The following is a 26,745-nucleotide window of genomic DNA, read 5'->3' as shown; positions in this document are numbered from 1 at the left end:
TGCAAATATAAAGCATCCAAACTGAATGAAAACTGAATGAAAAAAGAATCATTCAAGTTTTAAAGGCGCAAAGAAACAGCAAAAAATGACAAGAGTGATTGAAGCAAACGCAACAAACGTGTTAAAGAAAGAGCACCATTATGAAATTGTCGCAAAAAGCTTTTGACCAGTGTCACACTGAGAAAGAAAATGATCATGGATAGCAAGATTGTTCAACAGAATGAGATTCTTCAAGATGATATTCTCATTGAAAAACACGGAAGGGGTAAATTTGAAGGTTTTCGTTTTTATGCCAACAAAAACAGTACCGATCAAATAGCTGAGAAGCAAATTTCAACAGAGAATGAGAATTTGATTCTTGCTTTTTCCAAACGCGCGACACGTTTTTGTGCTTCTGCAAATGGAGATTTTACCCTCAGTTCTGATGGAATTGTGCGCTGGATTGGTCAACCCGTAGGACAACTTGTAGCAACAGAAGATTTTTTTAAACCAAAACTGATTGTTTTAGCAGATGAACAACTCACGGGAGAATCCCGCAATAACGTTGTGAAACGATTAGAACGCTTTGTCACCTTTCATTTTGAAACGACTTTAAAACCCCTGTTTGATTTGCGCAATGCTGATAATTTAACGGATTCAACAAACAGTCTTGCTTTACAACTTTTTAACTCTTTAGGGATTTTACCACGCCGCGAAGTCTTAGACATTGTCAAAAACCTTGCGCAAGAATCACGTGCCGTTCTTCGGCGTCTAGGCGTGCGTTTTGGCGCTTTTCATATCTATGTTGCCGGAATGCTTAAACCTGCTCCGGTTCAAGCCATTACTCTCCTGTGGAATCTTCAAAATGCGGGACAAGATCAAACTGGTTTGGGTGAAGTTTTTTCAGCATTATCTGCTGGTCGAACCTCTTTAATTGTTGACCCTACCTATAACCGCCAATTTTATCAATTAGCCGGCTACCGAATCTTAGGACAACGTGCTGTACGGATTGATATTTTAGAACGTCTTGCCAATCTCATCCGTCCCGCACTTCATTGGAAACAAGGAAGTGATCCTAAACCCGATGGAGCCTATGATGGCAAAAGTTTTTTTGTTACACCAGCCATGATGTCCATTCTTGGGGCCAATGGAAACGATATGGAAGAAATCCTCAAAGGACTTGGTTATCAATCGTACAGCATAAGCAATACTGTTTTTGAACAAAATCTCTTTGCACACCAAGCCTCTTCCCCTGTCAATAGGGCAATGCAAGATGTTCCTGCAGCAGAATGCGTTGGAAGTCAATGGCAAACAATAAGCGATTTAGAAACAACACGAGAAGAAAAAAATACCTCATTCCCAAACACTTCATCCTCTGGTATTGAAAAACATCTCCATAAAACCAATCGTTTACCAGCAGCTGAACCTGTTGGGAATTTCGCCAAATCCCCTCGCTCTACAGAAGAAGATAAAGTTATTTTGTTATGGCATTATAAGCATCAATTTCCCCACCATGCACAAAAAAAACGTGATAAATTAGGAAATAAGTGGCAAAATAAATCGAAGAACGCTGTAAAAAAAGCGGAATACAAAAATGAAAATTCCCCTCAAGAAGCACCATCACAAGCAAAACGCTCTCATAAGTTCCACAAATCCCAAGGAAAACATGCAAATCATAAGCCCTTTCAAAAAGAAAAGCGCCTTAATCCTGATTCACCTTTTGCGAAACTAGCTGTACTACGCGATCAACTCACCAATCATAAAAACACGCACACACTTTCCTCTAAAGAGAATTAAAGTAACAAATGGAGTTTGATCTTGACCCACGTAGTAACCGACAACTGCATTCACTGCAAATATACGGATTGCGTTGAAGTCTGCCCAGTTGATTGTTTTTATGAAGGGGAAAATATGCTTGTTATTCACCCCGATGAATGCATCGATTGTGGTGTTTGCGTGCCAGAATGCCCAGCAGAAGCGATTTTACCTGATACAGAACCAGGATTAGAAAAGTGGTTAGAACTCAATCTTCATTATGCAAACAAATGGCCTAATCTAACCACCAAAAAAGATCCTCTTCCTCAAGCAAAAGAAATGGATGGTGTTCCAAATAAATTAGAAAAGTATTTTTCAGAAAATCCAGGAAGTGGCGAAGAGTAATGATAAAGTGTACACTCTCCTCCTTCAACGATTGAAAGACTTCTCTTGTAAAAATAAAAAATCCTTAAGCGAAATGATTGATTCTTTTAAATTTTGATGTTAGTGTTATTTTAACATGATCATCTTTCTAAGTATTTTTCTTTGCTTGTTATAGTAAAGCGGTGTATTTTTTTGATTTAAAAGTACTCGGCTTTTATGCTCACTTAATTGGTACAATATACTTGGTTAAAGAAAACTCAACCCTCAGGTTTATAACCTGTTTTCCGATACATTTGTTGATCATAAGGGAGTAAACTAAAATATGGCATCCCAACATGGAACGTCTTCCAAGACCAAAGAATTTGCAACCTCTGAATATATCGTCTACCCTACGCATGGAGTAGGACAAATTATAGCGATTGAAGATCAAGAAGTTGCAGGACATAAATTAAAACTTTTTGTCATTCATTTCGCGAAAGATAAGATGGATGTCAAAGTCCCCATTGCAAAAGCCCTTTCCGTTGGAATGCGTAAATTATCTGCTAGTGATTCTGTCGAACGTGCCTTAAAAGTTTTACGTGGAAAAGCACGCGTTAAACGGACCATGTGGTCACGTCGTGCACAAGAATATGATGCTAAAATCAACTCAGGAGATCTTATTTGTATCGCCGAAGTGGTCCGTGATCTTTTCCGCTCTAATCTACAGCCTGAACAATCTTACTCTGAGCGCCAACTTTATACAGCTGCTCTTGAAAGAATGGCCCGCGAAATTGCGGTTATTAATAGTCTTTCTGAAACAGAAGCTATCAATCTCATAGAGATGCATCTCTCCAACAAGCCGGAACGCGAGTTTAAAACTGAGAGAGAAGAAACAGATGAAAACAGTAAAGCTGTCTACGCTGCATAATACACTCTTTCATCATAATGATGATATTTCGATAAAACCAGCGAAAAGCTGGTTTTATTTTTTAACATCCTCTCTGCCCTTAAGGACAAAGTTTCTTAACCAGCGCCAATCTATAAACAATCTAACTTTTCGACAAATTCCTCTTCCTCATTTTCTTTCTTCATAGATAATAAACTGATTAATCATCATAATCTAGCATTATTCATTATTAAATTAGAATCTTGAATATGGTAAGATTTCTCATTTCAAATTTCTCTCATGTTGAAGCAATCAAATCACTTGCTTGTCAATCACAAGTGGAGTTGATCTGTGGGTAAAAACTGTACAAAAAGAGCGAGACACTGTCTCAAACACCAAAGGATATACCAACATTGGAATCTGGCAAGATGTGTAAGGACGGGGCTTGCTTTTTTATTAAGCGTAAAGATCATAGTGCCGTTTATACACTACACCGAAACTTTACCATTGACCCCCTTCTACAAAACCATTGTAACATTCAAAAACGCCGTCATAAAATGGATGCCACAAATATTGAAAAATATTCCTTTAAAAAAATGCGTGACAGTACAACATAAGATATTTTGTCTTGGGCGCTCTATTTTGCATGAGAAGCATTCCCCCCATTAAAGAACGCGATAAAAAAAGCATGAACTAAAACCATCATCTCCATTCTGTAAAAGGCATTCCAAATACTTTTGAAAGCTGTAAAATTAACTTAAAAAATAACAATAAAAATGAACGTTAGCATTGCCCCTTTCAATTTCATATTTTTCCAAAATGAGGTTTCTTATTTCAGAGATTACGAAATATATGCAATATTCTTACTCCAATCGGACACAAAAAATCTAGAACGATTCATAGAACTCTTAAAAGTCTCAATCTCTATTTTAAACAGACCGCTAAAGATTGGATATTCTCAGCAGGAATTGTCCAGTTATCATCTTCAATCTGATCTTCACGAATATGACGCAAAGGATTAGTACGAACGCCTGTCAGGATAAGCAAACGCAAAGCCAGTCGTGTTATGTTTTGTGTTTTACAGAGTAACTGATAAAAGGCAGGAACATCTTTCCAATCCATGGCTAGTCTATTAATAGTTTTATAGCGTTGCTTACCTTAAGAGTGCGCGTGCTTTTTTTGCTTGTAAATCAACATCCAAACCCAAAGCAACCGCATGCTTAAGACAACGATTAAGACGCTTCAGTGCTTTATCTGCTGTTGCAGCTTTTGCATGCCAAATAGAGGCAAGGGTATTGCGTATCTCTGTTTGCGTAATCTCTGAAACGGGCAGACAACCTAATTTGGGGAGAATATAAAGGCGTCAGTGTAAAAACCAATCACACGCCTCACCATCATTTTTTAATTCAGCTTTACGGCTTTCAAAAGCATCTAAAGCAATATTTTTTAAATAATGGAGATTGCGCATTGCCTCACGCTTTTGTTTCTCACGTTCTTTAATGGGATCACGCCCCTCACGTAAAACAGCACCCCACCCAATTGCCAATTCACGGACTTGTTTAAAGAAACATCTCGCAACGCTCCCAAGCCCATTTCGCGGCCCCCGTGAAAGGTATAACGGTAAATCCATTGACCACCCCCATCTCTTACGTTTGTGAAGAAGCAAGCCGGTACCATCATTATATTTTCCAGCTCGTGGGTGTTACGACAGCCCTTGGCTCTTAAGACGATTCATAAGAACCATTTCTAGTCCTTTCTTATACAAATTTTATCCACACACTCATCCCACTTGTGACGTGCAAACGAGTGGTTTTGATTGATTCTAGATAGAGAGATTTGAAATAAGTGAATCTTACGTTATTCGGGGTTCTAATTCAATATGAAAAACAATGAATTATATATATAAATCAATATGTTGTCTAGTGATGAACAGATAACAAAAAAATCATAAACTTAGGTAAGAAACACTATAAAATCATTCATAAACCAGCTATGAACTGGAGAATCGTACCGGCTTTGATAAAATACTTTGCTCACCCCCACACATAACATATCTGGTTTTAAGTTTACTTATTTTTACAAGCTGTTCGCAACAAATCCCTTATATTCACAAAAATACGAAAAATATATGGACAATTCTTAGTTCAAAAATATGAAAAGACAGCGTGATATTCATAGAAAAGTCTCATGCACTTTTATCATAAAAAGCACTAAAGATTATTGAATCTGTATAGCTTTTGTCTTGTAACGGTTTTCTCTTTTCTGCTCATAAGAAAGCACGCTGATATCAGCATACACTTAACCCCAATGTTACAACAATTCTTACATTTGAAAATATTCATTATAGACATTTTTTCCTTTTTTATAGAGTTTTTACCCACATGCCAGCCCCACTTGTGACCGAAAAGCAAGTGATTGTCATTGATTCAACATGGGGAAAAATTTGAAATGAGAAAATCCTACGATAGAGCTTCCATTCAAGGCGCAAAACAACAAATGATCTTTATAAATCAATGTGATGTCGATCTCTATTTTTTTAAGGAGAATCACATGTCACAATATAAGTCTATAGACAAACCATTGCCTTAAATATTCTCATAACAAACACCGGAAAACACCGGTATGCTTAAATCCTTACATAGATCAACCGCCTTAAACGATGATATTTTACGGTCTAATAGGATTCTCTCTATAGTCAATAAAGATTAAGTGCGATACAAAATGATTCTATTACTGAACTAACTTATATCAATACCCAAGCTCTTAACGAAGTCATCATAAAAGACACTGATACAAGCAATCCCTTATAGCCTCTCAAGAAAACAAGAAAATCATCTCCCACAATAGAATCATTTCTCTACAGCAAAACTTTATCCCACACATGTTCTCAAGAAAAAGTGAAAAACGCATCTTACCCAATGCATTCACTAATGAAATAAAAGAAATCCACCACTGGAAAAGAAAGAAAACGCTAAAGTTTTAACCACTAAAACAGAACGCCCACGATACATTCCCTGTTCCACATCGATAGAAGACGACGCAAGGGAACCTCAACATTCATCTTAAAGCGAAAATGCACGCCCCAAGCGTGCATTGATCGATGAAATAAAAGAAGTTGACCTCTGGAAAAGAAAGAAAACGCTCAGTCTTTAACCACTAAAACGGAACGCCCACGATACATTCCCGTTTTCAAATCAATGTGATGAGGACGACGTAATTCACCAGAATTTTTATCTTCGATATAAGTCGGCGCCTTCAGAGCATCAGCCGAACGGCGCATGCCCCTCTTCGCTGGAGAGGTTTTTCGTTTAGGTACAGCCATAAAAAGACACTCCAAATCCATTAAAACAGAAAAAGCAATGTCAAAAATGACAATGCTTCATTTAAAACACCATAAAATTCGAGGATATTATACACTGATAAAAAAGAAGAGGCAATGTCAAAATGATCCTCCTCTTACCAAAAATGACCTTCCTGTTATCAAAAATGGTGTCACAATAATCAAATGAATATCAAAAACACTGCAAAATTTAAGAATTTTATACACCAATGAAAGCTTTTTTATAAGCCCTTCATTCAATTTTTATTTGGTTTAAAAAGGGATTTGCGCATACAGTAGAGATACAGATAAAAAGAGAAGTTGATTTTTAATAAAAAACGACGCCAATTTATGAAAACAAGAAAAAGCAACAACCTTTCTCTTTAAACTTCATAATTTCATTTTTGTAAAAACAAAGGAAGCAAGAATGCACGAATTTACCACCCTTCTTGCAAAACATGGAAATACCGTTGAAAAGCGGCTTGATACCCTGTTAAGTGATCAAATCCAAACTGGTGAAATTTCACGCCCTAAAAACTTAATCAAAGCCATGCGCTATGGTGTGCTGAACGGTGGAAAACGCTTGCGTCCTTTTCTTGTAATTCAAAGTGCTGCACTTTTTGATGTCCCTGTAGAACATTCTCTTGATGTTGCGTGTGCCTTAGAATGTATCCATTGTTATTCGCTCATTCATGATGATCTTCCCGCTATGGATAACGATATACTCCGGCGTGGAAAACCCACTGTCCATGTAGCATTTGATGAAGCAACAGCAATTCTAGCAGGCAATGCCCTCTTAACATTTGCCTTTGAAATCATTGCCCATAAAGCTAGTAATCTATCTACAGATATTAGAATCAAGCTGATCACGTCTCTTGCACAATCGGCAGGACTTGGCGGTATGTTAGGTGGACAAATGCTGGACCTTGAAGCTGAAAAAAGACCGCAAGAAAGTACTGACATCATCACTCTACAACACATGAAAACAGCAGCCCTGATAAGCTTTGCTTGCCAAGCAGGTGCCATCATTGGCAATGCATCTAAAGAATTAACTGAAAAACTTACTGATTTTGGGACCTATCTTGGTTTAGCCTTTCAATTAACCGATGACCTTCTTGATGTCACTGCCAACACGCAAACCCTAGGAAAAACGGCTGGAAAAGATGAAACGGCACAAAAAGCCACTTTTGTTCATCTTTACGGCATTAAAGAAACCCAAAAAAAGCGAGATACACTCATCAGTAAAGCAGAAGCATTCTTACATCCTTTTGGCGCTAAAGCACTCCCCCTCCAACAAGCAGCACACTTTAGTGCAATACGCCAAAATTAAACTTCATCCGCCCTATTGTACATAGTGTACACCATCATATTTATTGAATGCATAATAGATTTTTCAAAGAAACATTACCATTAATCTCCATTATAGTCCTTATCATGAAATGGGTGCGACAAATCTTAAGAGGAATTTCATTAAAACAAGCCGCGTAAATTTATAACACAAATGCATTCTGGGTATCCTATTTTGCATAAAAAATGCCTTCCATTAAAGACTGAAAGAAACAAAATGTGAAAATGCGTAATCACCATGTTTTAAAAGATATTACAGTGGATGCTTTAAAGCCGAATAAAAAACAACCGGAAAGAGGAAAACTCATTTTCTCCTTTATATCTTTAATCTTCTAACGATAAGGCAAAAAATAAACAGAATAAGTATAAAACCAGGCATTTTATAAACCCGCAAAAAACAATAAAAATGCCGATTGGCTTTGTAGCCTTATCAAAGTCATCTGTTGTTTATTGCCAACCCTAGGAGTACACTGCCCTCAGTAAAGAGTCGTAATTTTTATGCCTTTCCACGCTATCTTGTTGTAAAAGATCAAATATGGTCACATTCTGTAAATTCACTCGTGTATTACTTGCTCTCTAAAAACACTTTTACAAAAGTGCTCGTTGTTTAGTTTAGGCATCATTTTTTTGAAGCTCGTATTTAAAATATCAGAAAAAAATGAACATAATGGCTATTTTGATTTTTATGCCACCCTCAAAGAACAAAGTCTTTTAACCTAATCTACTCTGTAAACAGTCTAGTTTCCTACCGAGTAGGTTTCTCTCGCTTTCCACGCATGCGATTCACTTAAACTAAAGACTCGATAAACAGACTTAAGAATATTCACCATGCACTTCTTAAAATACTTAATGTATCAAACAGGCTACCTTCACCACCCCTCAAATGACAGTATGTTACGGCATAACAGGATAAATAAAGCCATTAATTTCAATAGAACGAAAGACCAAAAAAATATTATTACCGATCTCTCTTTTCTTAGCAAGAAATATATAATACATTGATTTATAATGATAATTTGCGGTTTTTAACTTGAATAAGAACCCTGAATACCGTAAGATTCTCTCATTTCAAATCTGTGTATGTTAAATCAATCAAAATCACTTGCTTGCACGTCACAAGCGGGAAAAGCCGTGTGGGGCAAAACATCAAAGAAAAGACTAAAAACTGCCTCTTATGAACCGTCTTAAAAGCCAAGGGCTGTCCGCAACATTAGGGGCTAGCAAAGTGAATAATTGTGTCGGCATGCTCCTTCAAAAGCAGAAACATTTTTATTTACAAAAGTGTGTAATAACTTCAATTGAATAATAATCATGATCACTGTACAACTTTAATTCATCACGCTCTTTATCTCGTTTATTCAATTCATCACATAAAAAGAAAATTGATAAGATTAAACAGAGAATGATCATTGCAACAGAAAGATAAAAAAAGTCCTTATTATTATATATAATAGCGCAATCTAATTTGTGATAAGTAGTTTTTTCAATCCAAGTGCAAATTTCCTCCTTTAAATGCAATTTTCTTATTAAGATGAAAAGCATCATTGTAAGTGAACCTATGCCTGTTGTAAAAGCTGGAAAATATGTCCACCTTTTGAAGCCATAATAAAAAAACATGCAACATGGCCAAGAAAATGCCGCGATTATCAAGAGTATTATAGCCATTGAATATCCTTCGAGAGAATTTTTCTCATTATCCATTCAATGTCATTTGTAAATTCTTCTTGGTTTCATCATGTCATATATCGTGTTTAGCTCTATGCAAAAACGCGCTATTTGTTTAACATTTTCATCATCACCGGTCCTCATACTCGACACGAGATCAATCATTTGTGTTTTGAAACTCATGCCATTTTCACTTGAAGAATTAAGAAACTTTTTCGCGTAATCAATCATGGGGTCGGTAGCATTCATAGACATATTATAGGCCCAAATAAAATCGTTTTCTCTCTAGTTATAGTCATTACGCAAACTGCTTATGACATTGAGTAACATATCTGCTGATATCCATTCATTATAATCACCACGCAATAAATTAACAAAACGTCCACATAAAACAATCAGTATGTGACGATGCCGTATAATGTCAAACTTTGGTACGATATTCTGATAGCCACGGCTATAGACGAAATTTCTTGCTTGTTCCTGCTTTTGAAAATGTTCAAAAGCGCCGTAATTTTCACTTATATATTCTTCGTAAAGTTTATTATACTACTCTAGACTATCTACGCGCGTACATCCCAACAACACAGATACAAAAAAAAGAGTTATAAATGTTACAATATGCGTTATGGATAACGATTTCATCGCTTTACCTTTTAATGACCATAATTTGTACGGCTTAACAGATTCCTATCAAATATATCAATATATGCTGGTTTCTTGTGGCTTATTTATAGCAAATTGTACTCAACAATATTTCTGTACTTGGTTTTATTCCCTCTCAAAGAGGGGGCTGTCATTCAAAGTTTCCATAGATAAGTTTATTATCTGGATTAAGAGTATTTTCTAACATCAGAAAATACAGAGCTAACGCCACAATCAAAGAGAAAATACTCAAAAATGAGAATGTACAACGTAAAAAAATTATCTCAACAAGATGATTGATATTTTAAAGAAAACAGCAATAAAACGCGTTAAATATATCAACAATAAAATCCGTCATGAGGAAAGCCTATTTGAACAGGCTATAAATTGTCCGACTGCTTAAATTAGCTCTAATGAGATAAAGGGTTAGCAGCAAGGAACCAATGAAAATGGGGAAAACTGCTTCATCACCATTCCTTAATAAGCATATAATCTGGCACAATCATTTTCTTTATCAGCGTCCAATCTTATCAGCAACTCTTTGTGCAATATTCATGAGCAGCATTTTTATTTCCCTTTTAACGATTATTATGCCACGCCCACTTATAACGTACAAGCAGATGACTTTGATTGCTTCAACATACATAGATTTTAAATAAGAATAACTGAGACTATTCAGCTTTCTCATTCAACATGCAAAAACAACGATGCGCCTTAATAAATAAAAGCCTTGCCCCACTATGAAACCCTATAAAATACGTATCGTAATAAGTTAATATTTTCACTGAACTTTTTTGAGAGTTCCTTCTAAAAAAAAAATACCGCCAACAAGTAAATCAATAAATAAATAGCAAAAATATAAACGAGTGAGAAAAAGCCAAATATATTGACCATATACGCACACATGTAAAAAAAATACCAATAAGCTAAATCTCCCAACGGTTGACAAGAAAGATTCATATGTAGCCCTGAAATGATCACTAATACTATCGTGCAAGATAACTTCTACACGAAGATATGTATACTTAATGAGATAAAAAATCATACAGACTAAAATGACAGCCATTTCTTTTCTTGGTTCAAAGAAAGCGACTGTAGAAATCAGTAAAGCCGAAAGAAACAACAGTAAAATAAAATTCACTCTTTCACTTAGTTTTGTAAAGAGAAAACTAGCCAAGAGCTGAGAGAGCAATATCAATGAAAATGTCACACCAAGATCAAAATAAGTGACATTAATATTATGATCTTTAAATATCCACTGCCAATACTGCGAGAATATATTGAAAAAAATCAATGAAAAATAAAAGCATAAAGAGATATAAGGAACTTTAATAAAAATAGATAACATCTCCTTAGCTTCACAAATGAGAGAATTCGCTTTATTTGGTTTTTTCTCCCCCTTCAAGTCATCAAGAAAAAACAAACCAAATAGTGTCGTCATCAACATTAAAAACGCCGCGATATACCATATATATTGGCTAGAATAATCAGCAAAATATGCCCCGATTAAACTGAATATAAACATGCCGATGTAATTATATTGAGAGCTGGAACCAAGCACTTTTTTAGTGGATGTCAATTTTTCTTTTGCATATTGAACAAGTAAAGCATTATAGGCTCCAGCAATTAATGTCAGCGATAAGGCATTAAAAGTTTCTGCCAAAAGAAAACCATAAAAGCTTGTAGAAAATCCCATGAGAAAGAGCCATGTGGCAGCAAAAGCCGCTGCCAAAACGATCGATATTTTATAACTTTTTCGATCAGCAAAATATCCCAGAGGAATATCGGTAACCATCATAATAAAAGCCTGAAACGACTTAATGACACCTATATCAATAAGCGTTAAGCCTTTTTCAAGCATATAAAAGACAATAAAGGCGCCAGTTAAAATCCTTATACCGTTAAATAAAAAGCCAAACGCTAATATACTTGTCATGCACTCCCCCAATAACGCCAAAAAAGGCACCCGTATACATCATTTTATATCAATATAAAAGCTTACATTTTACGACAAATAGGACTATAATCGCTATAAGGATTTCCAATCCTATCAATTTGATACCCCAAAAAATGCTGGGAAAATGCCTGAAAAATCAATAAACAATGTTCTTTCTATAATTTGATATTTGAAGAATCCGTTAAATATTTTACTGTCTCAAGAGCAGCCAAAAAACCAGCAACAACATTTACGGATCCATTTAAAGTATTCATATCGTTTTGCTTAATAGTCTTAACACACTCAAACTCATTAATATCCTTCATAAGCTTCTGATTCTAAAACAGGCATATCATCTGGTTTTACCTAAAATAATAAGCAACCAACAACAGTATTGACCATAGCTAAAGCAGCATACAACAGCACCCTCTTCACATTGAAGACAGCTTGTTTTAAAAAAAACGACACACCCTTTTTACTTCAACCTTATGCGATTTTTACCTCAACCTTGCCCAAAGCGTGTATGAATATAATCACTCAAAAGCGCTTCAAATTCTTCAGCAATGTGATCACCCCGCAAAGTTTTTACCTTTTGTCCCTCAATAAAAACAGGTGCCGCAGGACTTTCCCCCACTCCAGGCAAAGAGATTCCAATATCCGCATGCTTTGACTCCCCCGGTCCATTGACGATACATCCCATCACAGCAACCTTCAAACTTTCAACGCCAGGGTATTTTTTACGCCAAACAGGCATATTTTTGTATAAATCTGCTTCAATTTTTTGCGCCAATTGTTGAAAGACCGTTGAGGTTGTGCGCCCACAACCAGGACAAGCCGCAACAACAGGCAAAAATTGCCGAAAACCCATCACTTGCAAAAGTTCTTGCCCCACCTTTACTTCTCGTGTCCGATCACCACCAGGTTTTGGTGTTAAGGAAATTCGTATCGTATCGCCAATCCCTTGCTGTAATAAAATACCCAAAGCCACCGAAGAAGCAACAATGCCCTTTGTTCCCATCCCAGCTTCCGTTAACCCCAAATGAAGAGCATAATCACAACGCGCCGCCAAGGTGGTATAAACAGCAATAAGATCTTGGACATCACTCACTTTAGCAGAAAGAATAATTTTATCACGCCCCAACCCTAACTCTTCTGCTAAAGTAGCCGAAAGCAAAGCCGACTGCACAACAGTTTCCCGCATCACTTCAGCAACCGATAAAGGATTTTCTTGCTGTGCATTTTCATTCATAAGCCGTGTTAACAACGCATTATCAAGAGAGCCCCAATTCACGCCAATGCGAATAGGTTTATGATACCGACAAGCAATCTCAATAATTTCTGCAAATTGACGATCTTTTTTTGCGCCAAAACCAACATTTCCAGGATTGATGCGATATTTTGCAAGCGCTTCAGCACACGCAGGATGCTCAGATAAAAGCTTATGACCAATATAATGAAAATCCCCAACCAATGGTACAAAAAATCCTAACCTCTCCAATCGCTCCCGTATTTTTGGTACAGCCGCCGCCGCTTCATCGCGATCAACAGTAATTCGAACCAATTGTGAGCCAGCTTGCCAAAGAGCAGCTACTTGAGAAACAGTTGCATCAACATCAGCGGTATCTGTATTGGTCATCGACTGTACAACTATCGGGCTCTGCCCCCCAATGATCACATCACCAACAGCAACACCAACAGATCGACGACGCTCAAGTGGTTTAGATAAAAAATAGGTCGTACTCATCAAGTCCTCAAATTTTTAAAACCTGCGCTATCAATCATTATTTACATTGATTTCCTCCGCGCTTCAAAGGACGAAAATTACACCGCCCACCAATCTTAACAGATTGCTCTCAAAAGGTTCGACCTACTAACACTGATGCAATACAACTCATAGGTGTATTCATTCTATAGACGTACCGGATAAGTTCTACTACTTCTGTTCAAGTTTATACTTCTACACTTGGTTGCTTCAAAAAGAAACTGAAACAAAACAGAGACAATACTGTATTTTTAAGTTGCATGCCGATACCTGACATCAATGTCATCACAAAACAGTGTTTTACAACACAACAAATAACACCCATCAAAGCGCCATTTTTAAAAATGCATGAAAGACATCGCCAAATTAATCCAATATATTGATTTATAATAATCTATTTTTTACAAATTTGAATGGAAAACCCAAATATCGTAAGATTTCCTCATTTTAAATCTTCTTAATTGAATCAATCAATACCACTCCCTACAGCCACAAGAGAATAGGTAGATAAAAACTCCTTATAAACTATTTCAAGTGCCAAAAGCTATCCCAACACTTTAAACAAACAAAAAAATGAAGACATCGCCCACCATTTTTATGAATGAATCTTACACCATTTTGTAAAAATTTTTACCTTACATCCTTAACAAACACCATCACGAAATGAACTCGAGTACATTAAGAAATGCCTCATTAAACCCAAACTTTTAATTCTCATCTCACCCACGCACGGCATTATCAATGCAACCTTTCAATTTTCAAGCCGTTATAGCAAAACCCCAAACACAATTCCAACTGTCACACAACAATTTAACACATGAAGGAGTCAATAAATGTGTCTATTTTCACCCCATAGAAAAAATGCTAAAATTAAAAAACGTATAGCACAATTAAAAAGAGAGCTGGTCCCCGTAAATCATTGGAGTTTTCAAAATGATAGCTTTGAAAACATTTCTGAGCTGTTTAATACATGGAAACAAAAAGGCCGTCACGCACTTTATCACCTCAACGAACATGCTACAGAATTAAAGAAAAAAGCGAAAGAAAATCCTAAAAAAACCCTCGCATTAGCAGCAGGAGCCGTTTTAGTAAGCTTCTTGCTGATCCGTAAAAATTAATAACACAACCAATAACCTTCCCTTTTAATGCCCGACTCAAAGCGGGCATTTTTTATGGTTTACAAAATATAAACTTTACATCTTCCTCCTAACTTTATGCCCTCTCCCAACAGGATAAGTTTCCCACCCATCCGAGCAGTCTATAATCCAGTTTTTTATCTGGCATCCCCCTACCCCCATCTTCCAAACATGCGATGATACCACACCTCAAAGGACAGTGTTGTGCAAAACCACAGGCAAAGCTTCCAATACTCCATCCCCCTACTGAGTTAGTTCAAAAGAAATGGAAGTGAGTAAAGATGCATGCGCTTTAATATTCTAAGGAACATTATTTTACATCATGACATAAAAGTATAAGAAGCCTAAGAGCTTTAAAACATGTAGTATAGCAAACCAAACGAAATCTTCCAACGTAAACAACCACTTGCTATAAGTAAATGACGCAAAAATTAAACTGAAAAAACCCAAAATTTCATCCTCCAGAATCGACTCGCTGCGAAGTATCTACATAGGTAACCACGGACATGCCAGGAATGAGTTTTTCAATCCCTTCCTGCCCAGGATCTAAAGCAATCCGTACTGAAATACGTTGCGCAATTTTGATAAAATTACCAATTGTCGTATCCGTTTTTAACAATGAAAATTCTGAGCCTGTAGCAGGTGCAAAACGAACCACACGCCCTGTTAACTTTTTGTTGTTCAATGCATCAACAGAAAAAACAACCGGTTGTCCCACACGCATCTGAGAAAGTTGCGTTTCCTTATAATTAGCAATAATCCAAATATCATCAGAAATAACAGAGACCAATTGTGTCCCTGGCATAACATATTGCCCTACCCTAGCGCCAACCAATCCAACATAGCCTGTTCTAGGAGATAAAATCTTTGTATGATCGAGATTAAGTTTTGCCAACTCAACACTCACCTTCGCTCCCGAAACTTCTGACTGTAAACTTTGCCGTTCAAGATCCAATTGTTTTTGCAATTGGCGTTTTGTTTCGAGAGCTGTCAAGAGTTGTGAAAGAGGACGAGAAACAGAACTTGCCGCATCACCAAAACCTAACTTTTTACTATCTGGAACAACATTGGAAAATGCTCGTGAACGCGCCAATTCCACCTCTGCTGTATTAATTTCGCCCTGCAAAAGCTGTGCTTGTAATTCAATACTTGCCAGTTTTGCATTTTTTGAATCGAGAACAGCCTGTGCCCGTGCAAGCTGCTGCCGAAAAAGAGAATCATCGAGCTCAAAAAGCAGCATTCCCTTTTCAACACGTTGATAATCTTGCACATAAATCCGTGCAATCACCCCAGAGATCTGTGAACTAACCAGAGTAACATTGCCCTTAATAGAAGCATTATCCGTTATTTGAATGTTACTCACAAAAGGAGGAAGCCTCCAAGCCCACAAAATCAGCAAAACACCCGTAATGCCCGATAGGAATGCAACAATCGTAGCTTTTGACCGTAATTTTTTTATCATTTTTTGCACCCCTCTTTCTATGACATTACTCTACTTTTCTAATGCACGCAAAGAGCATGACTTAACAATCATTGTGACAAGAAAAATAACGAATACAACCATTGAAATATAAAAATAAAGCCGAAAAACGTCATCATAAGCAAAAATATTTGCTGTTAACTTAAATTTCTCTATCAACATAGAAGTACCCTGCTCACTTCTCAAGCCATTGGGAACAGAAACACCATAAGAAGGCGAAAATAAAGTATTCATCTCACCAGAAATAAGCGGATCAGTAATAATAATATTTTGTGTTAAGGACTCAAAGTTCTTATGGGCAAAATAAAACTGAAGGCTGCCAAAAAAAGCCGACCCCATCAATCCCCCTGTCACTTGCGTTAGCAAAAAAACAGCAATAAAACTTAAAACGTAACGCGGTCCTCGCTCACCAGCGATCACAAACCCTTTGAAAAGAGCCGGAGGCAAAAAAAGTGCATAACTAAAACTCACCAACCCTTGGCTCAACATCATATCTTGTGGGCGCGTTAAATGGTTTACATGACTATCTAAATAAGCTCCTAACGCCAAACAACCCAAAGACAACAAATAAAAATAATCCTCACGCCCCGCCCGTAAAAAAAAGACACAAACAGCCCCCCCTAACAGAATCCCTAATGTCACCGCAAGATACATGGGCGCCATCTCACGATTGAGCAAACCAAAAAGATTAAAAAACCCTACGGGCAAATTTGACCGCTCCAATAAAAAAACATGAAAAATAAATAAAATAAAAACAGATTGGACCATTTCTTTACTGAAAATCCAACGGAGATCAATCAACGGTTTTTCTCTATTAAGCTCAATAATAATAGCAATAGCCAACGAGAAAATAGCAAGTGCGAGCCCCCAACCAATCCATGGTGCTTCATACCACCAATACAATATGCCAACAGACATGATCACAGCATTTAATCCAAGACCAAGAGCAATCAAACCATAGCTTATCCAATCTAATTTTTGAATAACCTTACTACGCACAACAGGAGTAAGAGGCAAAGTATAGATACAGACCAAGCTGATAAGAACCAACCCCATTTCCAGAGCGGAAAGACTGGAAAAACCACCATTTTCCAGCAAATCAGGAGAAATCAAACGTGATAAAGGTGCCGCTAAAGCCGCATTCATATAATTCAAACTAAGACCAACAGTAAACTTCTTTGCTGGAGCAAAAGCCTCCATCATATAAAGCAGCGCAAGCGAAGCCAAAGGAGCAGCAGCAATCCCAGCAAAAAAGCGAATAATCAATGCAGAACGCAAATCCGTAACAAAGAGCTGCAACACGCAAACCAAAACAAAGCCAAGAATTGATAATTCAGCAAAAGCGCGCAGCCCAAATTGATAGCGGATTTTGATCAACATAATCGCTACACTCACATTTGGCGCCATATAAGCCGCTACCAGCCATGTCGTCTCGGCCAAAGTTGCATGAAAATCACCCGTAAGATGGACAATGTTAGACTGAACAATATTAGCCCCTAAACCATAAGCCCATTGCAAAATAAGAGAAGCAAAAATATAAACAAAGCACTTTGGCAAAGGTCCCGCAAAGACACGACCAGGATGAGGAAAAGGTTTTGCACTCCTTTTAGCAGACACAACCGTACTCTTTTTTCCGCTCATGTCATCTTTTCCTGTATACTCTGCTACGCTTCTATCAACACAGCACCATCAGCTGACAACTGCTGGAAAAAAGCCTCTATTTTATGATTGTCCTCATCACTTGTCCCTCCTTCTAACGTCGCTTGAATCTGCAAAATCTGCTGTTCTAATACATCAAAAGAAAGATTCTCTACAGCCACAACGTGCTCTACCAATAAAGAGCAGCCTGAAAAGGTAATATTTGCAACACCCCCGCATACAACAAATAATTTTTCACCCACAGAGGTGCGAACACGAACACTGCCCAACACAATACTTGCCACCAATGGCGCATAATGCGCCATAACTGTCAAATAACCTGAGGCTGAAGGAAGAACAACAGACACTACCTGCTCTGAAAACACAATTTTTTCAGGCGATACAAGCTCAAATAAAAAATGCTCTTCTCTATTGTTTTCCACAAAAGTCTCCACAATACCCGATATAAGGACTCTCCGTTTTCTCCAACGACTCGTCCTTTTTAACGAAAAATACCCATGACAGTTTTCTCTTGAATAAGAAGCTTCTTACTAAGAAGCCTCTGCCATGAGACGCTTTCCTTTTTCAAGTGCTTCATCAATCGAACCAACCATATAAAAAGCAGCTTCTGGTAAATCATCGTAATCGCCAGCACAAAGCCCCTTAAAGCCTTTGATTGTCTCTTCCAAAGGAACGAGTTTCCCCGGCGAACCAGTAAAGGCTTCCGCAACATGGAAAGGTTGCGAAAGGAAACGTTCAATTTTACGTGCCCGCCCCACCAGCAATTTGTCATCTTCAGAAAGTTCATCCATTCCAAGAATAGCAATAATATCCTGAAGCGCTCTATAACGTTGTAAAATGGTTTGCACTTGACAAGCAACCGTGTAATGCTCTTCCCCCACAATCAATGGATCCAACATACGCGAGAAAGAGTCAAGCGGATCAACCGCTGGATAAATCCCCTTTTCCGCAATAGAGCGCGAAAGAACAGTTGTTGCATCCAAATGAGCAAAAGACGCTGCCGGCGCCGGATCCGTCAAGTCATCTGCCGGAACATAAATTGCCTGAACGGAAGTAATAGAGCCTGTTTTTGTACTAGTAATACGTTCTTGCAACGCCCCCATATCTGTTGCCAAAGTTGGCTGATACCCCACAGCAGAAGGAATACGCCCTAAAAGAGCAGACACCTCAGCTCCTGCTTGCGTGAAACGGAAAATATTATCCACAAAGAAGAGAACATCTTGTCCTTCATCACGGAAACTTTCTGCAATTGTCAATCCTGAAAGAGCCACACGCGCACGCGCTCCTGGTGGTTCATTCATTTGCCCGTAAACAAGGGCACACTTTGACCCTTCCGTTGAACCATTATTCTCTTTTGGATTCACATTCACGCGGCTTTCGATCATTTCATAATAAAGATCATTTCCTTCACGTGTACGTTCTCCCACACCAGCAAATACAGAATAGCCACCATGTGCCTTTGCAATATTGTTTATAAGCTCCATAATGAGAACGGTTTTTCCAACACCAGCACCACCAAACAAGCCAATTTTACCTCCTTTAGAATAAGGGGCTAACAAATCCACGACTTTAATACCGGTGACAAGAATTTCCGAAACAGTCGATTGTTCAACATATTCAGGTGCCTCTTGGTGAATAGAACGTGTTTTGGTTGAAGCGATTGGTCCCACATTATCCACCGGTTCCCCAATCACATTCATAATACGTCCCAACGTTGCTTCTCCTACAGGAACGCTAATTTGTGTGCCTGTATCCACAACCTTTTGGCCCCGCATCAAACCATCAGTCGTATCCATAGCAATCGTACGCACAGTATTTTCACCCAAATGCTGCGCAACTTCTAATACTAAGCGATTACCTAAATTCTCTGTTTCCAAAGCGTTGAGAATATTTGGCAATTCACCTTCAAATTGCACATCAACGACAGCACCAATAATCTGCTTGATTTCACCAACAGCGCCTTTTGCATGCTCTTCTTTTTTTGCGGATGTATCTTTTTTTACAGGTGTATCTTTAGCTGCATCACGCGCAGGTACAGAGGAAGCCTTTACATCCACTTGAGATTTCGAAGCGGCTTTTTTCACGCCGGAACGAGCAGCTGGTTTCTTTTTTTCACCTTTTTCTGTTCCTTTGCTTGAGGTTACTGCTTTTACCATCAATTCTTACCTTCTCCATTTAAAGCGCTTCAGCGCCCGCAATAATTTCGATCAATTCTGTCGTAATCTGTGCTTGACGTTGACGATTATAAGCCACCGTCAATTTACTAATCATTTCACCCGCATTGCGCGATGCATTATCCATAGCTGTCATCTTGGCGCCCATTTCACCAGCAACATTTTCCAGCAAAGCCCGAAAGATTTGCACCGAAAGATTACGTGGTACAAGGGCCTCTAAAAGAGACGCAGCATCAGGTTCATATTCATAAACAATCGATTGTGAACCTGTGTTATGATCGGTTTGCTCCACAACATCTATTGCCCCAACAGCTGCTTTTGGAGCAACCATTGGAATCAAACCCAAAGCTGTTGGACGCTGATTAATTACGGAAACAAATTCAGAATAAAACAGCGTACAGACATCGAAAGCGCCTTCATTGAATAAATCAACAATCCGTTGACTAATCATCACTGCCTCTGCAAAACCAATTCGCTTTACAGCATGCAAATCGATATGGTCAATTATCAAACCTTTGTAATCACGCGATAAAATATCCGCGCCCTTTTTACCCACAGTGATAATTTTTACTATTTTATCAGCCGCCAACAATGCCTTAATCTGTTCACGTGCACGACGAGCAATTTGCACATTAAAAGCACCACACAAACCGCGCTCAGCAGTACACACCACCAAAAGATGTACATCATCGCGCCCCGTACCACGCATAAGAGTAGGCGCATCAACACCATCTACATCAGCAGCAACACTGGTCAAAATATCAGCCATTCTCTTCGCATAAGGACGTGCAGACTGCGCTGCCTCTTGAGCACGATGCAACCTTGCCGCTGCAACCATTTGCATAGCTTTGGTAATCTTTTGTGTTGCTTTAACCGAAGCGATACGGTCTCTAAGATCTTTTAGTGAAGCCATTCAAGCATTCCATCAATTCATCACGAGAAATTTTTCGCATAAGTATCAAGAACAGTTATCAACTTATCTTTCAGCTCATCTGTTATTTGCTTTTGCTCAGCAATTGCCTTTAAGAGATCTTGATAATCACTACGCAAAAGCACTAAAAGTCCCTGCTCAAACCGCGCAACATCAGAAACCGCCAAAGCATCAAGATAGCCATTCACACCCGCGAAAATAACCACCACCTGTTCTTCTGTTTTGAGCGGAGAAAATTGCGGCTGCTTCAACAGCTCTGTCAAACGCGCACCCCGATTTAACAGACGCTGGGTTGACGCATCCAAATCAGAGCCAAACTGCGCAAAAGCTGCCATTTCACGATATTGCGCCAATTCACCTTTAATCGAGCCAGCAACTTGCTTCATTGCCTTAATTTGTGCAGCAGAACCAACACGCGATACAGAAAGACCAACATTTACAGCAGGACGAATTCCTTGATAAAACAAATTAGTCTCTAGAAAAATTTGCCCATCAGTAATCGAAATCACATTTGTAGGAATATAGGCAGAAACATCATTTGCTTGCGTTTCAATAACCGGCAAAGCTGTCAACGACCCAGATCCATTTTCCGCATTCAACTTCGCAGCCCGCTCTAAAAGACGCGAATGCAGATAGAAAACATCTCCCGGATAAGCTTCACGACCTGGAGGACGACGCAATAAAAGAGACATTTGACGATACGCCACCGCCTGTTTTGATAAGTCATCATAACCAATCAAAGCATGTTGCCCATTATCACGGAAATACTCACCCATAGCACACCCAGCAAGAGGTGCAATAAATTGCAGTGGTGCTGGATCAGAAGCGGTCGCTGCAACAATAATAGAATATTCCAGCGCTCCACGTTCTTCTAAAACTTTAACGAATTGTGCCACCGTCGAACGTTTTTGACCGATAGCCACATAAATACAATAAACTTTGTCTTGCTCTCGTCCAACCCCTGTCTCATGAAAAGGTTTTTGGTTTAAAAATGTATCGAGCAAAATTGCTGTTTTTCCTGTTTGGCGATCACCAATCACCAATTCACGCTGCCCCCGTCCAATAGGGATGAGTGCGTCAATCGCTTTCAATCCGGTCGACATCGGTTCATGGACAGACTGACGCGGAATAATTCCAGGAGCCTTAACATCGACACGACGACGCTCTGTTGCTTTAATGGGCCCCTTCCCATCGATAGGGTTTCCCAACGCATCAACCACACGCCCAAGCAAAGCGGGACCCACAGGAACATCGACGATAGCGCCTAGCCGCTTTACACAATCACCTTCACGAATATCACGATCTGAGCCAAAAATGACCACACCAACATTATCAACTTCCAAATTGAGTGCCATACCACGCACACCGTTTGGAAAGGCGACCATTTCCCCTGCTTGGACATTATCCAAACCATAAACGCGAGCAATACCATCCCCTACAGAGAGAACCCAACCAATTTCTGAAACCTCAGCCTTTTGGTCAAAGTTTTTGATTTGCTCTTTTAGAATTTTTGAAATTTCAGATGGTCTAATATCCATCAGCTGACCTCTTTTTTCAATGCAAGCTTAAGTGAAGACAATTTTGTGAGAAGAGACGTATCAATTTGAGACGATCCCACACGAACGATTAATCCACCAAGAATTGTTGGATCCACAATGATGTGCAGCAAGACTTTTCCTCCAACAACACCTTGCAAAGCCTCACACAACTCTTGTCTTTGTTGAGAACTTAAAGGGCACGCAGAAACAATTTGCGCAGTAACCTGCCTACGAGCGCGTGCAACACAATGCTGAAAAGCACGTAAAATACCAAATACGGCACTAAGCCTACGGTTTATTGCAATAACGCGTAAAAAATTACCAATGACCTGCCCTGCGTTTTTATCAGCAAATTTGATGTTTGCACAAACAGATTGCATCACCTTAATTTGCTCTTTAACTGAAAAGAATGGACTAAGCACAAAGCATTTTAAATCCTTATGCTCCAAAACAAGCAAAAGATCCTCTACTGCCTTTTCAACCTTTTCAACGTTTCCGGCTTCTTGAACGCAATCAAAAAGCGCTTGCGCATAGCGTTGATCTACCAACGGCAGCGGTATGAGAGAAAATGAATCCGACACGAAATACCGCCTCTTTCCCTTGAGCGACTCTCTGATAGTTATCAGATGAAATGAAACAGACATTCTCAATCTTAAGAATCTTTTTCTTAAAACCTAGAACAAAAATCACTTGGTTTCTAGCATAGACATAGCCGACTCGCAACACCACAAATCGCTGCTTTTTAAAAATTTTAATAAAATATTCAAAATATTTTTGAAAAGCATTTTTTTAGATATACAGGATGGCATCACAGTTTTTTTATGCTTCTTTTTGACATTCTCTGAGCGATTTTTTCACTCTCTTTGATTTTTCTTCAAATGCCCTTGCCACCATAACAAAACACTTCTTCTCTAAAAAACACTCCCTTTATCACCACAAGACCTTTAATGAGATGCAGCTGCGATTGAAAAAGTCTATTATTTCAAACTGATAAGAAAGAAAAAAACAATGAATATCCTCCTAAAAATTAAAGAAAACATTGCTCTTTTTTCTTCAAATACCCACTCCTTTTAAAAAATTTCACCAAGTAATATTTTCTTGTAAGCACACTCTTTAAATATACAAAACTTTGATTTATAATGATAATATATCATTTTTCATACCGGATAAGCTTCAAATATCGACAAATTCTCTCTTTTCAAATTTTTTTATCAAAATCACGCCCTTCATTAAGCCCGCGTAGCTTCACTTTATATGGCACTATATTGCACTGATTTTAGAAGAAGCATAGATCAATATCAATTTGAACTCGAATAGAATTGGGTATTTTGGGTGTACAGCTAAACATTTTCAGCCCTTATAATCGCCTATCAAAAAGATACTGTCCCTCATACAAAAAAGAAGTGAAAGCCGAAATGATAGTGCCCTCGAAGAAGAGAAGCGATTCTGCTGGTTCTATAACAAAGATATTTTTTCCCGTGGCTCTACTTAATGCAATGGACATGTATCATATTTTGCTGCCTGGATGCTTATTCTGAATAATATAAGAGTTCAAGTAAAGCACCTTAAGCAAAGAGATCTTCACTTATGCGATACTGGTTTTAGAAAAAACTTTGCGGATCAATATCAATTTGAACCCGAACGGAACTGGGCATTTTGGGTGTACCGCTAAGCATTGCACGTATAAACCCTTGTATATCAAAAGAACGCTGTCCTTGCAGCAAAAGCCGAAAACGATAACGCCCCCGAACCAAAGCCAAAGGCGCTTCTGCTGGTCCCATAACCGAGATATTTTTTTCCCGTGGCGCTGCCTGACGCAATGCGCGCGCATAATGTTCTGCTGCTTGGCGCTGTTGTGCAGACACGATCAAAGAGGCAAGCCGCCCATAGGGAGGCAAATGATAATGCTGACGTGCTGCAATCTCACGTGTGTAAAAATCTTCTGGCTGGCATGCAAGTAAGGCTTTGATGACCGGATGATCTGGTTGATAAGTTTGCAATAATCCTAAACTTTTCAATCCCACACGCCCTGCTCTTCCGGTAACTTGAGAAAGCAGCTGATAGGTACGTTCACTTGCGCGTAAATCGCCATTGGCAAGACCAAGATCAGCATCAATAACACCAACCAGAGAGAGCTTGGGAAAATGATGTCCTTTAGCAACCAGCTGTGTTCCAATAATAATGTCCACATCGCCATTGGCAATGGCTTGTAATTCGCTTCGCAACTGCCCAATCCCTCCTTTGAGATCTGTTGAGAGGATCAATGATCGCGCTTGAGGAAAAAGCATTTGTGTTTCTTCGGCAATTCTTTCCACACCTGGTCCGCAAGCCACAAGATGATCTAAGGTTCCGCATTCAGGACAGGCTTCAGGAAATGGTTCATGATATCCACAATGATGACATTTCAGTTGCCCTTGCGCACGATGTTCTACCAACCAACTTGAACAATCGGTACAATGAAAACGATGTCCGCAAATTCGGCATAAAGTCAAAGGTGCATAACCACGACGATTAAGAAAAAGAAGAGCTTGTTCGCCCTTATCAAGCGTTTGTTTTAAAGCCCTTTCAAGAGCAAAGGAAATAAAGCGCCCCTTTTGCACTCCTCCTTGGCGCATATCAATCACCCGCAACTGTGGAAGTGCAACTTCTTTAAAACGGGAAGGTAAATGCACCTTTTGATAACGCCCTTTTAAAACATTGGCTTGGCTTTCAATCGACGGTGTTGCTGAAGATAAAATAACAGGAAAATGCTCAAAAGAGCCCCGTGCAACAGCCATATCACGCGCATGATAAAAAATGCGCTCTTCTTGTTTATAAGCGCTATCATGCTCTTCATCGACAACAATCAAGCCAAGCTCATGAAAGGGAAGAAAAAGTGCCGAACGAGCCCCCGCAACGACACGCACCCGCCCTTCTGCAACTTGCCGCCAGACGCGTTCTCTACGACGTGGCGTCAGATCAGAATGCCATTCTGCTGCCGCAGCGCCAAAACGTGCATAAAAACGATCTAAAAACTGCTGAGTTAAAGCAATTTCCGGCAATAAAATTAAAACCTGCTTGCCCCCTTTGAAAGCTTGAGCGACCGCTTCAAAATAAACTTCCGTCTTTCCTGATCCGGTAACACCATCAAGCAAAAAAACTTGAAACTGAGAAGATAAAACACCTTCCCGCAATAATGTTGCTGCTTCATTTTGCGCTCCCTGCAACTGAGGGGGACAAAAATCAGGATCAGGCATTGCCACAAGATCAGGAGCAGGAACCTTAACATCTTCAAAAATTCCTAGCGCTTTTAAACCTTCAACAACAGAAACCGAAGTTCCAGCCGCATGTGCCAGACCAGAACGTGTCCATATCTTCTCATTACGCACCAATTCCAAAATCCGTGATCGCGCTGGTGTGAGACGTTCTACATTTCCACCACAATATCGCAAACCCAGCATCTGCGCTTCCGGCTCTAAAGCAGCCGGTACCGACAAAACCAATCGTGCTACAAGACCAAAAGGTGCCATTGTATAGCGACTAACAAAACGCAAAAATGTGATCATTTCTGCCTTTAATGGGGGACAATCAAAAACATGAAGCAGAGAGCGTAATTTTTCACGCGCCACAGGAGCAGACTTTTGCCCATCGGCTGTCTGCTCTCCAACGTCCACAACAAAACCGCAAAGCTCACGCCCCATCAACGGAACCCGAACAAAGGAACCAACGTTCACCTCCATAGAAGATGGAACTTTATAACTATAAGCGTGAGCAACAGGAAGAGGAACCAATACGGATACAATCTTTTCCTCTATCATGTTTGAATTCATCTTTTAAACCAATCTACGACCTATTGAACACCAACAGGCCTAAACCTTAATCTTTAAACACTCTTATAAAATTCATTGCAGGATTCAATCCCCCCGATTACAACACTTTTCTAACAAAAATTCTTTTTAATACTCATTTCATCACCAAAGTGCCAATAAAAGAACCAATCTCATCGTCTATAATAAAAAACTCTATAGCAAAAAAAACAGCGCCATTCTTCTGTGCAAATAAAGCGCATCACTATTAAGCATTCAACATGCTATCGGTTAAGTGCATCCTTCAACAAAGCGATCCCATAGTATGACTTCTTCCCAACGCACACTTTTATTTTTTTACCGCCTCATATCTCAATTTATCTTCAAC

Annotated in this window: 17 protein-coding genes and 1 pseudogene; 5 read left to right on the top strand and 13 right to left on the bottom strand. The window is 38.9% G+C overall.

Annotated elements, in window-relative coordinates; translation table 11 throughout:
- Positions 1-195: 195 nt before the first annotated feature.
- From ACFIK4_RS02165 to ACFIK4_RS02155, 3 genes are all read left to right on the top strand, one after another.
- Complete coding sequence (locus ACFIK4_RS02165; RefSeq protein ID WP_375621010.1) at positions 196-1,776, top strand: hypothetical protein; 1,581 nt, start codon at positions 196-198, stop codon at positions 1,774-1,776.
- Positions 1,777-1,797: 21 nt separating this feature from the next.
- Positions 1,798-2,139, top strand: a complete 342-nt coding sequence (fdxA, locus tag ACFIK4_RS02160; protein WP_015856977.1) for a ferredoxin FdxA — start codon at positions 1,798-1,800, stop codon at positions 2,137-2,139.
- Between the two features lie 301 nt (positions 2,140-2,440).
- Positions 2,441-3,025 (top strand): CarD family transcriptional regulator, encoded by a 585-nt coding sequence (locus ACFIK4_RS02155; protein ID WP_273790499.1) that lies wholly within the window; start codon positions 2,441-2,443, stop codon positions 3,023-3,025.
- Positions 3,026-3,931: 906 nt separating this feature from the next.
- On the opposite strand, the pseudogene ACFIK4_RS02150 reads toward ACFIK4_RS02155, so the two are convergent.
- Positions 3,932-4,649, bottom strand: a pseudogene (locus tag ACFIK4_RS02150) (tyrosine-type recombinase/integrase); the annotation flags it as partial.
- Positions 4,650-6,125: 1,476 nt separating this feature from the next.
- Positions 6,126-6,305, bottom strand: a complete 180-nt coding sequence (gene rpmF, locus ACFIK4_RS02145; protein WP_005774555.1) for a 50S ribosomal protein L32 — start codon at positions 6,303-6,305, stop codon at positions 6,126-6,128.
- 424 nt (positions 6,306-6,729) lie between these two features.
- Here rpmF and ACFIK4_RS02140 point away from each other — a divergent pair, with 424 nt between their 5' ends.
- A complete protein-coding gene (locus ACFIK4_RS02140; RefSeq protein WP_375632065.1) occupies positions 6,730-7,632 on the top strand; it encodes a polyprenyl synthetase family protein in 903 nt (300 codons plus the stop codon).
- Between the two features lie 1,724 nt (positions 7,633-9,356).
- Here ACFIK4_RS02140 and ACFIK4_RS02135 read toward each other — a convergent pair.
- The 3 genes from ACFIK4_RS02135 to ispG all read right to left on the bottom strand — a co-directional run bounded on the left by ACFIK4_RS02135 (position 9,357) and on the right by ispG (position 13,636).
- Positions 9,357-9,569, bottom strand: coding sequence for a hypothetical protein (locus ACFIK4_RS02135; protein ID WP_375674801.1), 213 nt, complete (start codon positions 9,567-9,569; stop codon positions 9,357-9,359).
- A 1,168-nt stretch (positions 9,570-10,737) separates the two neighbouring features.
- Entirely contained in the window at positions 10,738-11,892 is a 1,155-nt protein-coding gene (locus tag ACFIK4_RS02130) for an MFS transporter (protein ID WP_375674799.1), read from the bottom strand.
- Positions 11,893-12,394: 502 nt separating this feature from the next.
- Positions 12,395-13,636, bottom strand: a complete 1,242-nt coding sequence (gene ispG / locus ACFIK4_RS02125; protein WP_375633454.1) for a flavodoxin-dependent (E)-4-hydroxy-3-methylbut-2-enyl-diphosphate synthase — start codon at positions 13,634-13,636, stop codon at positions 12,395-12,397.
- An 851-nt stretch (positions 13,637-14,487) separates the two neighbouring features.
- Here ispG and ACFIK4_RS02120 point away from each other — a divergent pair.
- Positions 14,488-14,772: a hypothetical protein gene (locus ACFIK4_RS02120; protein ID WP_375636504.1), complete on the top strand. Its 285-nt coding sequence runs from the start codon at positions 14,488-14,490 to the stop codon at positions 14,770-14,772.
- A 472-nt stretch (positions 14,773-15,244) separates the two neighbouring features.
- Here ACFIK4_RS02120 and ACFIK4_RS02115 read toward each other — a convergent pair whose 3' ends face one another.
- From ACFIK4_RS02115 to ACFIK4_RS02080, 8 genes are all read right to left on the bottom strand, one after another.
- Positions 15,245-16,252, bottom strand: coding sequence for an HlyD family secretion protein (locus ACFIK4_RS02115; protein ID WP_375674796.1), 1,008 nt, complete (start codon positions 16,250-16,252; stop codon positions 15,245-15,247).
- 30 nt (positions 16,253-16,282) lie between these two features.
- The gene (locus tag ACFIK4_RS02110; RefSeq protein ID WP_375638260.1) at positions 16,283-17,911 is read right to left on the bottom strand and encodes an MFS transporter; all 1,629 of its coding nucleotides are present in this window, start codon (positions 17,909-17,911) and stop codon (positions 16,283-16,285) included.
- Positions 17,912-17,934: 23 nt separating this feature from the next.
- Positions 17,935-18,351, bottom strand: a complete 417-nt coding sequence (locus ACFIK4_RS02105; protein ID WP_375674794.1) for a F0F1 ATP synthase subunit epsilon — start codon at positions 18,349-18,351, stop codon at positions 17,935-17,937.
- A gap of 108 nt (positions 18,352-18,459) precedes the next feature.
- Complete coding sequence (gene atpD, locus ACFIK4_RS02100; protein WP_375638258.1) at positions 18,460-20,085, bottom strand: F0F1 ATP synthase subunit beta; 1,626 nt, start codon at positions 20,083-20,085, stop codon at positions 18,460-18,462.
- A gap of 19 nt (positions 20,086-20,104) precedes the next feature.
- On the bottom strand, positions 20,105-21,016 hold the full coding sequence (locus ACFIK4_RS02095; RefSeq protein ID WP_375674792.1) for a F0F1 ATP synthase subunit gamma: 912 nt from the start codon (positions 21,014-21,016) through the stop codon (positions 20,105-20,107).
- Positions 21,017-21,036: 20 nt separating this feature from the next.
- Positions 21,037-22,572 (bottom strand): F0F1 ATP synthase subunit alpha, encoded by a 1,536-nt coding sequence (gene atpA / locus ACFIK4_RS02090; protein WP_375674790.1) that lies wholly within the window; start codon positions 22,570-22,572, stop codon positions 21,037-21,039.
- Positions 22,572-23,153: an ATP synthase F1 subunit delta gene (gene atpH, locus ACFIK4_RS02085; RefSeq protein WP_375674788.1), complete on the bottom strand. Its 582-nt coding sequence runs from the start codon at positions 23,151-23,153 to the stop codon at positions 22,572-22,574. Before atpH ends, atpA begins: the two co-directional genes overlap by 1 nt.
- Positions 23,154-24,173: 1,020 nt before the next feature.
- The gene (locus ACFIK4_RS02080) at positions 24,174-26,369 is read right to left on the bottom strand and encodes a primosomal protein N' (RefSeq protein WP_375674786.1); all 2,196 of its coding nucleotides are present in this window, start codon (positions 26,367-26,369) and stop codon (positions 24,174-24,176) included.
- Positions 26,370-26,745: the final 376 nt, after the last annotated feature.

It is taken from the genome of Bartonella sp. AP9QHHD, from assembly GCF_042195625.1.
In the GTDB taxonomy this organism is placed as follows: Bacteria; Pseudomonadota; Alphaproteobacteria; order Rhizobiales; family Rhizobiaceae; genus Bartonella.
The sequence above is the reverse complement of the archived record's forward strand: the minus strand, read 5'-3'. Positions and strand labels throughout refer to the sequence as shown.

Bases quoted from the DNA above. Each gene is read 5' to 3' on its own strand.
- ACFIK4_RS02165 (WP_375621010.1), top strand. From the start codon at position 196: ATGGATAGCAAGATTGTTCAACAGAATGAGATTCTTCAAGATGATATT.
- ACFIK4_RS02155 (WP_273790499.1), top strand. From the start codon at position 2,441: ATGGCATCCCAACATGGAACGTCTTCCAAGACCAAAGAATTTGCAACC.
- rpmF (WP_005774555.1), bottom strand. From the start codon at position 6,305: ATGGCTGTACCTAAACGAAAAACCTCTCCAGCGAAGAGGGGCATGCGC.
- ACFIK4_RS02140 (WP_375632065.1), top strand. From the start codon at position 6,730: ATGCACGAATTTACCACCCTTCTTGCAAAACATGGAAATACCGTTGAA.
- ACFIK4_RS02135 (WP_375674801.1), bottom strand. From the start codon at position 9,569: ATGTCTATGAATGCTACCGACCCCATGATTGATTACGCGAAAAAGTTT.
- ACFIK4_RS02130 (WP_375674799.1), bottom strand. From the start codon at position 11,892: ATGACAAGTATATTAGCGTTTGGCTTTTTATTTAACGGTATAAGGATT.
- ispG (WP_375633454.1), bottom strand. From the start codon at position 13,636: ATGAGTACGACCTATTTTTTATCTAAACCACTTGAGCGTCGTCGATCT.
- ACFIK4_RS02120 (WP_375636504.1), top strand. From the start codon at position 14,488: ATGTGTCTATTTTCACCCCATAGAAAAAATGCTAAAATTAAAAAACGT.
- ACFIK4_RS02115 (WP_375674796.1), bottom strand. From the start codon at position 16,252: ATGATAAAAAAATTACGGTCAAAAGCTACGATTGTTGCATTCCTATCG.
- ACFIK4_RS02110 (WP_375638260.1), bottom strand. From the start codon at position 17,911: ATGAGCGGAAAAAAGAGTACGGTTGTGTCTGCTAAAAGGAGTGCAAAA.
- atpD (WP_375638258.1), bottom strand. From the start codon at position 20,085: ATGGTAAAAGCAGTAACCTCAAGCAAAGGAACAGAAAAAGGTGAAAAA.
- ACFIK4_RS02095 (WP_375674792.1), bottom strand. From the start codon at position 21,016: ATGGCTTCACTAAAAGATCTTAGAGACCGTATCGCTTCGGTTAAAGCA.
- atpA (WP_375674790.1), bottom strand. From the start codon at position 22,572: ATGGATATTAGACCATCTGAAATTTCAAAAATTCTAAAAGAGCAAATC.
- ACFIK4_RS02080 (WP_375674786.1), bottom strand. From the start codon at position 26,369: ATGATAGAGGAAAAGATTGTATCCGTATTGGTTCCTCTTCCTGTTGCT.